Genomic DNA, 12,715 nt, shown 5'->3' with positions numbered 1-12,715 from the left:
TCAGTATCTCCATTATTGCTAACCGTATTATATCACAGCCTTGTAAAAATTACAAGGTTGACCGCTGTCTTACCGCTTCATACAGGATTATACCGGCAGCAACTGCTACATTGAGTGATTCGGCCTGGCCAATAAGCGGTATATTCACACAACTGTCAGCGGCTTCCAGTAATTCGGGACTGACACCCTGACCTTCATTTCCTAAAACAATCGCCACAGGAGAGGTAAGCCTGGTCCGGTAGTACGGCTCTGACTGCTGCAAACTGGTTGCCAGCAGCCTAACTCTGCAGCGCTGAAGCCAGGAAATCAGCTCCAACGAAGTTATCCCTTCAACAACCGGCAGATGAAACAGCGATCCCATGCTGGCCCGCACGGTTTTACCGGCATAGATATCGGCTGAACCTTTAAGCGCAATTACTCCGGTACAACCGGCGGCATCTGCGGTACGGATAATGGTTCCAACATTTCCGGGGTCCTGAATACCGTCAAGTACCACAACCAAAGGGGGTTTTTCACCGGCAGCCACCATGCTTTCCAGGGTAGCCTGACGTTTTTTTACTATTACCATAATTCCCTGAGGTTGTTCCGTATCGGAAATCTTGTTATAAAGGCTGTCAGGAACCACTGCCAGCTGACAGTTTAACCTTTCCAGCCTCTCAATCAGGCTGCGCGTCCGGTCTCTGGCAGCCGCCGCTTCCGTATAAATGCAGGTCGCGACAGACCACCCGGCAACAGCACATTCTTCTATCAGGCGCACGCCTTCCGCGATAAATAAGCCCAGGCTATCCCGGTATTTTTTTTGTTTAAGGGAAACAACTTCTTTAATCAGTCTGTTTGCCGGACTGGAAATAAACTCACTCATTCTAATTCCTCCAGCTTTTGTACCCCCTGGCTTTCTCCTACAATAATCAGAATATCCCCTTTAGCAATTTTTTCATTAGGCTGTGGCGGTGCAGTCACCTGTTCACCCCGCTTCATCGCTACCACATTAACTTTATATTTTGCCCGGAGATCGGCTTCAGCCAGGCTTTGGCCCACTAAGGCTTTGGGGGCAGTGATTTCAACAATACTCAAATTAGGAGATAACTCAATATACTCCAGTACATTGGTTGACACCAGGTTATGGGCCACCCGCTGCCCCATGTCACGTTCAGGATAAACAACACGGTCTGCACCAATTTTCTCCAGCATTTTTCCGTGCAATTCATTGCGGGCTTTTGCCACAATATGTTTTACGCCAAGATCTTTTAACAGCAAAGTGGTAAACACATTGGCTTGCATGTTCTCGCCAATGGCGACAATAACTACATCAAAGTTTCGGATACCTAATGCTTTAAGTGAGTTTTCATCAGTGGTATCTGCCTGGACAACATGGGTGACTTCCTCACTAAACTTTTGCACCTGTTCTTCATCGGCGTCAATTGCCAGCACTTCATACCCGAGCAGATATAAGGCCCTGGCAACACTTGTGCCAAAACGCCCTAATCCGATAACAGCAAATTGCTTGGTCTTATTTTTTACTGCCAATTCTCTCCCTCTTCTCTTAACCTATGATAACTTTACCTTCAGGGTATTGTAAATTGCCTTTGCGGGCTTTTAATGCCAAAGCCAACGCCAGCGTGACCGGGCCGACACGTCCGGCAAACATAGTAAAAACAAGCCAGAGCTTACCCGAAGTTGTCAGGGTTGTTGTAATTCCTGTTGTTAGTCCGGTGGTGCTAAAGGCCGATATTACTTCAAACAGCAGCCTGATAAACTCTTGATTTTCGGTAATGGTTAACATCATGGTTACAAAAATCACGGCCAGTGCAGATATTAACATAACGGCAAGAGCCTTATAAACAATCCCATAGGGAATTCGCCGCCCAAATAATTCGACATCACTTCTTCCCCGGATTAGCGCCCAGGTAGCCGCAACCAAAACACAGGCTGTCGAAGTTTTAATCCCACCACCTGTCGAGGCTGGTGAAGCGCCAATAAACATTAGGATTATCATAAAAAATAAAGTGGCATCTGTAAGATTGTTCATATCTACCGTATTCCAGCCGGCAGACCGGGCAGTTACTGATTGGAAGTAGCTGGCCATAACTTTCCCATTCCATGATAAATTAGCCATAGTTCCAGGATTATCATATTCCAGCAGAAAAATTACCAACGCACCTAAAACAATGAGTACAAGTGTTGTAAACAACACTACTTTGGTATGCAGTGAGAACTTGGAGAACCGCCGGTTTGTCCAAACATCGGCAATAACAGTAAAACCTATACCGCCTAGGATAATAAGGAAGGTTATAATAAGATTGACAACAATATCCTCTGCATAGCCTATGGCACTGGAAAAATTACCGGTTACGCTGCCAAATAAGTCAAATCCCGCATTACAGAATGAAGAAACTGCATGCCAATAGCCAAAGTAAATCCCCTTAAGTCCCAAATCGGAGTATAAACGAATAGCCAAAAAAGTACCGCCAATAAATTCAATGAGCAGAGTCACCTTGATAATATACTGGGTAAGACGTACAACACCGGCTACGGTAAGTTGATTCAAAGCTTCTTGCATCAACAGCCGTTCCTTCAGATTGATCCTTTTGCCTATCAGTATTGCCATCAGGGTAGTCATAGCCATAATTCCCAGACCGCCTACCTGAACCAGGCTAATTAAAACAAGTTGTCCAAACAGGGAAAAATATGTACCAATATTGACCACTGTCAAACCAGTTACGCAAACAGCCGATGTCGCGGTAAACAGAGCATCCACAAAGCTCAGGCCCTCACCGGTGACGGAAGCCAAGGGTGTCATCAAAAGCAAAGTTCCTACTAGTATCAGTCCGGCAAAACTCAACACCAATACCTGATAGGGAGTAAGTTTCCACTCTGCGATATTAAGCAAATTAGCGATTTTATGCGCCAAAATTTCCACCTCTGCATTCAGCTATACTTAAAGATTATACCCAAAACAAGAAAAGTAAACAAGATTTGGCATAAACTAATTTGCAGCAGGCATAAAAATACCCCCGGTTTTCCAATACCGGGGGTATTAAATAATTGTTTTTTTTGCTATATTGCCTTTGAGATGCAGTCAAAGGATAGCATATACCGGCGGACTGAATCTTTTACACCTTTTTTTACTGTTGACATGAGTTGAATGTAATTGGCAGACTGATTTTTAGTAAGTTCATTTCTTAAGGTTTCGCCGGCAGCCATTGACATATCGGTGGCAATGTTGACTTTTGTTATACCTGACTGAATTGAGCTTTGATATTCCTCTCTGGTCAGTTTTGAGCCACCATGCATAACCAAGGGTACGTTTACCGCATTGTTGAGCTCCGATAAACGGGAGAAGTTAAGTTTAGTACCGCCGCGGTACACGCCGTGGTTAGTCCCTACGGCCACTGCCAAAGCATCCACTTTAGTTTTTTCCACAAAACTCTGGGCCAGTTCAGGTTTAACCAAATTTTCCTCTTGTATATCGTGAATATTGCCGTAACAACCAACATAGCCCAATTCACCCTCGACAGATACACCGAGAGAATGGGCTATGCGGGTAATTTCTTTGGTACGTTTTAAGTTGTCCTCAAAAGCCAGGGCTGAACCATCAAACATAACAGAAGTGAAGCCCCAGCGAATGGCTTTCATCACTCCTTCATAAGTATAACCATGGTCAAGGTGGAGCGCAACAGGCACAGAAGCCTTCTGCGCAGCTCTGCTCATGGCAGCACTCAGGGTATCAACATCGACAAATTTAAACAAACGCTCGGGAATGCCAAGCACCAGGGGAGTTTTTAGTTCTTCTGCCACCTCAATAACCGCGCCTAAAGTCTCAAAATTAAATACGTTAAAACCGCCTACAGCATACTTTCTTTTTCTTGCATCCTGAAGTAATTCTTTCATTGTTACCAGGGCCAAGTCTAACTCCTCCTTTTTGTTTTATTACGCCAATATGTAGTTGTACTGGAATTCTCCTATATCCATTTTATTCGCCACTACCCTAAAAAAACCTGCCATTATAATAAAAATTTAAAAAAATCAAATTTTTCACACTACATAATCTTTTTATCTGATGACTAACCCGCTCTAAGACTCCCGCTTCTGCAAGCTGGGAGTTATACCCCTACAGGCACAGGCGAGCGGCTAAGTCCCTGGATAATTCCGACTAAGATTCAGCTGGGGTCAAAACCCATCTGAATCAAGTCTCCATTTATGGATTTTATTGCTAAAACGTTTATTGAATTGCCTATAGTAATTCCTATATTTATAAATATTATACATCCATAAAGAAAACACGGCTTGCGCCGAGCCTCAGCGAAGGGTGGAAGCCGATGTTGCCCTTATCCAGGCGAAAGTTATACTTTCTATCAGGATAAAATAAAAAACTCCCGGAATTATCCGGAAGTTTTGATTGAAATTTACAGTTGTTCTTTTGCAGTGCTTACCAGTTTACCAAATGCAGGCATATCGTTAACTGCCATGTCGGCTAACATTTTACGGTTAACTTCTACCCCGGCTTTTTTCAGTCCATTGATCAGCTGGCTGTAGGAGATACCGTTAATACGAGCGGCAGCATTAATCCGGGTAATCCATAATTTACGGAAATCACCTTTTTTGGCGCGGCGGTCGCGGCGGGCATAATACAGAGCTTTCATCACTGTTTCATTTGCTTTTTTAAACAGCTTGCTCTTGGAACCGCGATAGCCTTTGGCTAATTTAAGAATCTTTTTATGTCGTCTATGTGCAGTAACACCTTTTTTAACTCTTGGCATGTCACATACCTCCTGATGTACTTATAAATAAATTGTTTGATTCTATGCGTAAGGAAGCATTTTTACTACGCGCTCATGATCAGACTTGCTAACCATAGTGGCTTTACGCAGGTTGCGTTTACGGGCCGGAGATTTTTTCTCAAGAATATGGCTCTTGAAAGCTTTGGCGCGTTTAAATTCACCGCTGCCAGTCACTCTAAAGCGTTTTGCGGCACTTCTACGGGTTTTCATTTTTGGCATTATTGGATATCCCCTTTCTATTTATGTGCTGGATTGCGTAGTGTTGGGCTTAGGAGCTACAATCATAATCATATTTTTACCTTCGAGCTTAGCCTCACGTTCGATATTAGCCATATCCTTAAGCAAGGTTGCCATTCTTACAAGCACTTGCTTACCAAGTTCGGGATGAGAAAGTTCTCTACCTCTGAACATGATAGTTACCTTGACTTTATCGCCATCTTCCAAGAAACGCTGGGCATTTTTCAGCTTAACATTAAAATCATGGTCCTCAATATTCGGACGGAGTTTAACCTCTTTAAGCGTAATTACCTTTTGCTTCTTTTTGACTTCTTTGTCGCGTTTTTGCTGCTCATACCTGAATTTACCGAAATCCATAATCCGGCATACTGGCGGTTTGGCAGTTGGTGCTACTTCGACTAAGTCAAGATTTTGCTCAGCTGCTAAACGTAACGCGTCTCTCAGCGACATAATCCCTAACTGTTCATTGGCGTTGCCGACCAATCGAATTTCCCTGGCGCGAATTTCTTCATTGATCTTTAAAGTTTCTTTGCTAATTGCCGCTCACCTCCTGATATTTGTCAAATAAAATAAAAAGCGGGTGGTATAAACCACCCGCGTAATAGCATATCAAATGATTGCCTACTGTTACCTTACTAACTGCTCCCAGGCGTCGTAAGGTGAGAAGCGGATGGCTTCTGCTTAATGCAAAATTCAATTACCTGATAATGTTAACACCTATCGGCAAGGAAGTCAAGCTTTTTTCAAATCTTTATGGATTTTCCTTGTCAGCTCTTGGCAATAATTTCGGCAATGGCTGTGGTTATAAATTGTTCAACAGGCATTGCTCCAATATCGCCTTCTCCCCGTTTACGAACAGACACAGTACGGGATTCGGCTTCTTTATCGCCCACAACCAGCATATAAGGTGTTTTTTGCAGCTGAGCTTCACGAATCTTATAGCCGATTTTTTCATTGCGGTCATCTACTTCTACCCGAATATCTTGATCACGCATCGCCTGGGCGATTTCTTGGGCATAACCGGCATGACGCTCACTAATCGGCAGAATCTTAGCCTGCACTGGAGCAAGCCACATCGGAAAAGCGCCGGCATAATGCTCGATCAAAATACCGATAAAGCGCTCTATGCTGCCATAGGCAACGCGATGGATCATTACCGGGCGATGTTTTTGACCATCTTCGCCAATATAGGTAAGATCAAATTTTTCCGGCATCAGCATGTCAAGCTGAATAGTGCCGCATTGCCAGGTACGTCCGATGGAGTCTTTTAAGTGAAAATCAATTTTCGGACCATAAAAAGCGCCATCCCCTGGATTAATTTTGAAAGGCATGTTCAGCTCTTCCATCGCCTCTTTCAGCGCAGTTGTTGCTGTTTCCCAGATTTCATCAGACCCCATGGCCTTTTCCGGTTTAGTACTCAATTCAGCATGATAGGATAAGCCAAAGACACTGTATACGGTATTAAAGAGTTCGATAACCTTCTTAATTTCGTTCTTAATCTGGGAAGGCAGCATGAAGATATGAGAATCATCCTGCGTAAAGCTGCGTACGCGCATAAGTCCGTGCAGCGCTCCGGAAATTTCATGCCTGTGAACAAGTCCCAACTCGCAGGTGCGAAGCGGAAAATCACGATAGCTGTGGTGCTGAGTACGGTATACCAAAATACCACCAGGACAGTTCATCGGTTTTACCGCATAACCTTCTTCGTCAATTTCGGTAAAATACATGTTCTGACGATAGTGATCCCAGTGCCCTGATTGCTGCCATAGTTTTTGGTGCAGGATAATCGGAGTTTTGATTTCTTGATAGCCATACTTAATATGCAGCTTGCGCCAGAAAGCTTCCAGTTCATTACGGATAACCATTCCTTTGGGATGAAAGAAAGGAAAACCCGGACCTTCTTCCTGGATGCTGAATAGATCAAGTTCACGGCCAAGCTTGCGGTGATCCCGCTTGGCGGCTTCCTCCATCATGGTTATATAGGCATCCAAATCTGCCTTCTTTTCAAAGGAAGTACCATAAATACGCTGCAGCATTTTCCTTTTTTCGTCCCCGCGCCAGTAAGCGCCGGCAATACTTTGCAGCTTAATTGCCTTAACGCGTCCGGTAGACTGAACATGCGGCCCGGCACATAAATCTATAAATTCGCCTTGCTTATAGATAGATATTTCCACATCTTCCGGCAGATCACGAATCAGCTCTTGTTTATAGCTTTCCCCTTGTTCGCCAAACAGCTTAATGGCTTCCTCACGACTGAGTGTCATTCGCTCAAGCGGTAAGTTTGCCTTAACGATTTTTTCCATTTCCGCCTGAATTTTTTCTAAATCCTCAGGCGTGAATGTATGGGCAGTATCAAAGTCATAGTAAAAGCCATTGGCAATAGCCGGACCAATCCCTAATTTAGCATCAGGATACAGGCGTTTAACAGCCTGAGCCAAAATGTGGGAAGAGGTATGACGTAAAGCATCTTTACCTTCCGCATCTTCAAATGTAAAAAATTCGACAGCTGCATCTTGTTCCAATTCAGCAGACAAATCGGTCACTTGTCCATCTACTTTAGCAACCAGTGCAGCTTTCGCCAGGTTGCGGCTAATTGAGGCAGCAGCCTCTGCCAGTGTTATTCCCTGCTTAAGTTCACGCACTGCTCCGTCTTTTAATGTCATATTAATTTTGTTCATTTTCGACAGCCTCCTACTAACAAAAATAAAAAAACTCCCAGTCCCTGTAGGGACGAGAGTTTTATACCCGTGGTTCCACCCTGTTTTGGCAAAACGCCATCTCAGATTTTGATAACGGGGAAATACCCCGGCAAAGCTTACTTAAGTTCGGCTAGGCAGTTTAGAGGTGGTAATCATGCATGGTATGCGTAAAGATGTTTTCAGCCTGTGACATCTTCTCTCTGGACGCCCTTCAAAACATAATCATATCCTCGGCATCACTGTTCAACAGCAGTATTTAATTATCAAAAATTATATACGAGTTGAGCGGTATTGTCAAGGTTACAACTCCGTATGGGTAGATTTACCGGCAGGAATACACAGTTCGCAACCCTCGCACACTACGACACGCCCTTCAAACACACTCTTGATTGTCTCCAGGACCTCTTTGTCGCTCAGCCGGTCACTGGTATGTACCATGATATTACGTGGAGCAATAGTTATTAAGGCGCTTACTACCAAATCTTCATAGTTAAGATTATCAGCATCATCGGTATTACAATTCGGCATTAGCGAGTTCTCTACATATTGATTATTTATTATTTTACCGTGTGAGTCATAAATTTGGAATACGCCAGGGCTATTAATAACCAGATGAGCCTCTTCTACCCGCGGCTCCTGAACATCGACAAAATAGCGCAAAACCCGTATAAATTCCTTGTACTCAAGCTCCATCATAAAATCGTCAACAACATTATCAATAACCTCTGACAGGTGCAGGCGGTAATCTTTGAGACGAAAATTTAGGAAGCCCTCCAGTACCAGCACATGGTGATTATCCAGATATTCTAAAATACGGGACAATATTAGCTTATAACGCACTGCCGGACAGACACCAAGTACTTTTAAGGTATTTGATTCGACTACAGCCCGTTCGTCATGGTTAAAATAAAAGTAATTGTTGGTAACCATCTTATTGATGATTTTATGTTCTTCATTACTAATGATCCAATCAGCGAGTATCTGGGATACACTATTTTTCAGCACATTCTTTATTCGCTCATAATTGCGAAATGATAACTCGCCATCACTGATATTTAAACCAAGAAATGTATAGCCGCCTTTATCAAGCTCTTCTATGACTACACGGAAGCCTTCTTGGGTCAGCGTTTTACAGTCGCATTCCAGCTTTTCCCTAATATTTCCGGTTGTTCCGTTCAGGCCGATCGAAAGTAACTTCACCACCCTCACTCCCTTCTCATATAGTATATGTTTCAGAGCTTATTTGCATACAATGAGGGGAGCAAAGTGTTTTATCGATTTAGTTAACTGCCCTTAATTGGTTGTTAACAGCCTCAAGCCATTCATTACGGCCTTTTACAACAAATTTAATTACTTTATCCTGAATAGTAACCACCTGTAACGCATTGGGAATAACGAAAAAAGTCTTTACTGCCTGCAATTCCTTAATATGGGTCAGCGGTACTTCCTCCATATATTTATTGGTAATGCTAAGCGCATAACCAACAAAAACCAGACGGTTGTCTGTCAAATAGAGCGCTCCGTTTAAAACATCTCCGTTACAAGTATAACTGGCAAGACATTTCTTGATGATGACTTCATCCAATTCTAAAGGAAAGCTGTACATACACCCTACCTCCTTTACGCTTGTCGCGCGTCTTCAGGCACAATCAAAAACTCAATATCCGGGTTGCGTTCCATGACCCATCTGAGCTGCCACTCATTACTAATTAATGCGACCGGCCGGTCTTTTATATCCTGGATCAAAAGTCCATTGTCCATATTTTTCATAGACTTTACATCAAGGTTTGGACCATAGAGCCATCTGGCGATGGAGTACGGCAGCTTGTTCATTAAGATATCCACACCATATTCGTGTTTAAGACGGTACTCCAGTACCTCAAACTGCAATGAGCCGACAACCCCAATGATAAAAGATTCTACCGGATAATCCGGTTGGCGGAATACCTGAACAGCCCCTTCCTGGGTAAGCTGGGTCATGCCTTTGATAAATTGTTTGCGCTTCATGGTATCTTTAGCCTGAACCCTGGCAAATTGCTCGGGGGGAAATACCGGAAAGTCCCGGAAAGTAAACTCGAAGCCTTCCTGGCACAGCGTATCGCCAATCCCAAAAATTCCAGGATCAAACAGCCCCACAATATCTCCCGGATACGCCTCATCAATGATGGTTCGCTCTTGAGCTAAAAACTGTTGTGGTTGGGCTAGCTTCACCGATTTTCCCGACTGTGCATGATATACAGCCATACCCCGTTCAAACTTACCGGAACATATTCTCATAAAAGCCAGACGGTCCCGGTGAGCCGGATTCATATTGGCCTGAATTTTAAATACAAATGCTGAAAACTTTTCATCGTCCGGAGCAATCAACCCTTCAGACGATTCTCTCGGCATCGGTGCAGGAGCTAATCGTAAAAAGTCTTCCAGGAACAGTCTTACACCAAAATTGGTCATGGCACTGCCAAAGAACATGGGAGTAAGTTCGCCGCCGGCTACTTTAGCAAAATCAAACTCCTCCCCGGCCATATCCAACAGTTCAATGTCGTCACATAATGCCTGATGAATTTCATCACCAAGCAATTCTTTAAAAGCCGGATCATCCACACCGCCTTTTGTTGAAGGCAAAGCACATTGTCCGTGAACGCCGCTGTGTTCGAATAATTCAATCTGCGCCTGCTCGCGTATATAAACACCGCTGTAGTTGCCATCAATGCCAATAGGCCAGTTCATCGGATAGGCCCGAATGCCGAGAACCTTTTCTATTTCTTCCATCAATTCAAAGGGATTGCGTCCATAGCGGTCAAGCTTATTAACAAAGGTGAATACTGGTATACCCCGCTGCTTACAAACCTGAAACAGTTTTTTTGTTTGGTCTTCAACGCCTTTAGCCGCGTCAATAAGCATTACCGCACTGTCGGCAGCCATCAAGGTGCGGTACGTGTCCTCACTAAAGTCCTGGTGACCAGGAGTATCTAATATGTTAACACGAAAACCGTCGTAATCAAATTGCAGTACACTGGAGGTTACTGAAATACCACGCTGTTTCTCAATTTCCATCCAGTCAGATACCGCGTGTTTCTGCGCTTTTCTGGCTTTTACAGAACCGGCCAGCCGGATGGCGCCGCCGTAAAGCAGCAGTTTTTCAGTTAATGTGGTTTTACCGGCGTCCGGGTGGGATATAATGGCAAAGGTGCGGCGTTTAACAATTTCGGGAATAATATTTGACATTTCTGCCTCCTAAAGTTAGTCTGTTGAAATTACAGCATATCTATCCAATTAGCGGGAATAATCTTATCAAGACTAGTAATGGCAGTATCATAATAACGTAAACAGTACAATAATTTAATATACACCATTTATTGACAGGAGTCAATGCCGTCTTACTGGCAATAAGTATCACTTTATCAGGTTTGATATAACATTTTTTTAAAATGGTGTTTTAAAATAGATTGACATAGTATCCGGTATACTATATAATTTAATTTGTGACAAAAAATCTCATCGCGGGGTGGAGCAGTTGGTAGCTCGTCGGGCTCATAACCCGAAGGTCACAGGTTCAAGTCCTGTCCCCGCAACCAACGCTGGTGTAGCTCAGTCGGTAGAGCGTATCCTTGGTAAGGATAAGGTCACCGGTTCAATCCCGGTCACTAGCTCCATTTTAATACGGCGGCGTAGCTCAGCTGGCTAGAGCATTCGGTTCATACCCGAAGTGTCCGGGGTTCAAATCCCTGCGCCGCCACCAGAAAAAAACCTTGTCAATTTTGACAAGGTTTTTTTCTATATTTAAATTACTGTTATATGACAAATTCTAAACATACCTGATTACGTCCTGCTTTCTTAGCTCGATACAATTGCGTATCAGCTCCGGCAATCATTGTTTCCATCGAAATGTCACTAGTTGTACAGGACATAATTCCAATAGAAACCGTTATTTGCCGTCCGTAAAAGGGAGTATTCTCGATTGCTCCCCGAATAGTTTCTGCAATCCTTACGGCTTCTTGTGCGGCTGTGTTAGGCAAGCCAATAATAAATTCTTCCCCGCCGTATCGGGTAACTATATCGGATTCTCTCACATTATTTGCAAGCAGGGCGGCAAGACGTCGTAAAACCACATCCCCTTGCGGATGCCCAAAAGTATCATTGTATTTTTTAAATTCATCAACATCAATCATCAGTACTGATAACGGTTTACCCGGATATAATGCCGGCAATTGACTAAATAATTCCTGAAAACGCCGCCGGTTCAATAATCCAGTCAGTCCGTCGGTATCGGCCTTATACTGAAGCTCGCTATACTGGTTTTGAAAAGCTAAAATGCGGCTAAGAGACAAATCAAGCATATGCACCGACAAAGGAATACTCATTAACAAGGTCATGGCCAATAATAGAAAATTATCTGCTGCTACAAACGGAGATACAAAATTAAATCCGGGATGATAAGCTGATAAAATTGCCAGTAATCCAAGATGGAGAGCGGTAATAACAACAGAAGCCGCAAATAAACCGAGGTTCCTGGATCGTATGTTCTTGATAATCAGATAAGCGCTGGCCACATACACATAGATTCCGGCAGCCCACCATATCCAGTCAAGTCCGCCTTTTAACATACGGAACACCAAGGTTGCGGTCGCAACAATAAAACTATCTGCCACACCTATATATAAAGTGGATAAAATGATAACAGACAACCGTAAATCAAAAAAGAAAACATCTAAGTAAGGCAACTGTATGGGAAAAATCATAGCCAGTCCGGCTAACACCAGGAAAAACATGATGCCGACATGGTTCGGCCCTGAAGATTCGTGCAGTAGCACCAATAGTTTAGTGCGATAATGCTGGGCAGCCAAATTAGTAACAGTATATAAAACACAAAACCCTTTAAATAGCTCAAGCAAAAACCCCAGCACATCAAAAGCTGGAAGTCGGGTCTGCGGATAATTTTGTGTAATTTGAAATTCCTCATGGCAAGAAATAGTGGCTTTGTAAAAACATATTTGTTCA

Annotated in this window: 12 protein-coding genes, 3 tRNA genes and 1 other annotated feature; of the genes, 3 read left to right on the top strand and 12 right to left on the bottom strand. The window is 43.4% G+C overall.

Annotated elements, in window-relative coordinates; genetic code table 11:
* Positions 1 to 49 precede the first annotated feature (49 nt).
* The 11 genes from GT1_RS22680 to GT1_RS20235 all read right to left on the bottom strand — a co-directional run bounded on the left by GT1_RS22680 (position 50) and on the right by GT1_RS20235 (position 10,942).
* Entirely contained in the window at positions 50 to 862 is an 813-nt protein-coding gene (locus tag GT1_RS22680) for an RNA methyltransferase (protein WP_188400235.1), read from the bottom strand.
* The gene (locus GT1_RS20280) at positions 859 to 1,527 is read right to left on the bottom strand and encodes a TrkA family potassium uptake protein (protein ID WP_075755523.1); all 669 of its coding nucleotides are present in this window, start codon (positions 1,525 to 1,527) and stop codon (positions 859 to 861) included. The genes GT1_RS22680 and GT1_RS20280 overlap by 4 nt, the downstream gene beginning before the upstream one ends.
* A gap of 16 nt (positions 1,528 to 1,543) precedes the next feature.
* Positions 1,544 to 2,914: a TrkH family potassium uptake protein gene (locus tag GT1_RS20275; protein WP_188400245.1), complete on the bottom strand. Its 1,371-nt coding sequence runs from the start codon at positions 2,912 to 2,914 to the stop codon at positions 1,544 to 1,546.
* Positions 2,915 to 3,057: 143 nt separating this feature from the next.
* Positions 3,058 to 3,906 (bottom strand): class II fructose-bisphosphate aldolase, encoded by an 849-nt coding sequence (locus tag GT1_RS20270; protein WP_075755522.1) that lies wholly within the window; start codon positions 3,904 to 3,906, stop codon positions 3,058 to 3,060.
* 500 nt (positions 3,907 to 4,406) lie between these two features.
* The gene (gene rplT / locus GT1_RS20265) at positions 4,407 to 4,760 is read right to left on the bottom strand and encodes a 50S ribosomal protein L20 (RefSeq protein ID WP_075755521.1); all 354 of its coding nucleotides are present in this window, start codon (positions 4,758 to 4,760) and stop codon (positions 4,407 to 4,409) included.
* Between the two features lie 42 nt (positions 4,761 to 4,802).
* Positions 4,803 to 5,000, bottom strand: coding sequence for a 50S ribosomal protein L35 (gene rpmI, locus GT1_RS20260; protein WP_075755520.1), 198 nt, complete (start codon positions 4,998 to 5,000; stop codon positions 4,803 to 4,805).
* A gap of 21 nt (positions 5,001 to 5,021) precedes the next feature.
* Positions 5,022 to 5,555: a translation initiation factor IF-3 gene (infC, locus tag GT1_RS20255; protein ID WP_075755519.1), complete on the bottom strand. Its 534-nt coding sequence runs from the start codon at positions 5,553 to 5,555 to the stop codon at positions 5,022 to 5,024.
* Positions 5,556 to 5,580: 25 nt separating this feature from the next.
* Positions 5,581 to 5,707 (bottom strand) — a sequence feature (ribosomal protein L20 leader region).
* 78 nt (positions 5,708 to 5,785) lie between these two features.
* Positions 5,786 to 7,696: a threonine--tRNA ligase gene (gene thrS / locus GT1_RS20250; protein WP_188400234.1), complete on the bottom strand. Its 1,911-nt coding sequence runs from the start codon at positions 7,694 to 7,696 to the stop codon at positions 5,786 to 5,788.
* Positions 7,697 to 8,017: 321 nt separating this feature from the next.
* On the bottom strand, positions 8,018 to 8,917 hold the full coding sequence (gene ytxC, locus GT1_RS20245) for a putative sporulation protein YtxC (RefSeq protein WP_188400233.1): 900 nt from the start codon (positions 8,915 to 8,917) through the stop codon (positions 8,018 to 8,020).
* Between the two features lie 79 nt (positions 8,918 to 8,996).
* On the bottom strand, positions 8,997 to 9,323 hold the full coding sequence (locus GT1_RS20240) for a GRAM domain-containing protein (protein ID WP_075755516.1): 327 nt from the start codon (positions 9,321 to 9,323) through the stop codon (positions 8,997 to 8,999).
* Positions 9,324 to 9,337: 14 nt separating this feature from the next.
* Positions 9,338 to 10,942: a peptide chain release factor 3 gene (locus GT1_RS20235; RefSeq protein WP_075755515.1), complete on the bottom strand. Its 1,605-nt coding sequence runs from the start codon at positions 10,940 to 10,942 to the stop codon at positions 9,338 to 9,340.
* 274 nt (positions 10,943 to 11,216) lie between these two features.
* Between GT1_RS20235 and GT1_RS20230 the strand changes: the two genes are divergently transcribed.
* The 3 genes from GT1_RS20230 to GT1_RS20220 all read left to right on the top strand — a co-directional run bounded on the left by GT1_RS20230 (position 11,217) and on the right by GT1_RS20220 (position 11,456).
* Positions 11,217 to 11,292: transfer RNA gene (locus GT1_RS20230), tRNA-Met, on the top strand.
* 2 nt (positions 11,293 to 11,294) lie between these two features.
* Positions 11,295 to 11,370: transfer RNA gene (locus GT1_RS20225), tRNA-Thr, on the top strand.
* Positions 11,371 to 11,379: 9 nt separating this feature from the next.
* Positions 11,380 to 11,456, top strand: a tRNA-Met gene (locus tag GT1_RS20220).
* 52 nt (positions 11,457 to 11,508) lie between these two features.
* On the opposite strand, the gene GT1_RS20215 is transcribed toward GT1_RS20220, so the two are convergent.
* On the bottom strand, positions 11,509 to 12,715 hold a 1,207-nt coding region (locus GT1_RS20215), incomplete at its 5' end, for a sensor domain-containing diguanylate cyclase (protein ID WP_223226400.1).

Origin of the sequence: Sporomusa sp. GT1, from assembly GCF_014634905.1 — a bacterium.
Taxonomy (GTDB): domain Bacteria; phylum Bacillota; class Negativicutes; order Sporomusales; family Sporomusaceae; genus Sporomusa; species Sporomusa sphaeroides.
Note: the sequence above shows the minus strand (reverse complement) of the source record. Positions and strands in the feature narration are given on the sequence as shown.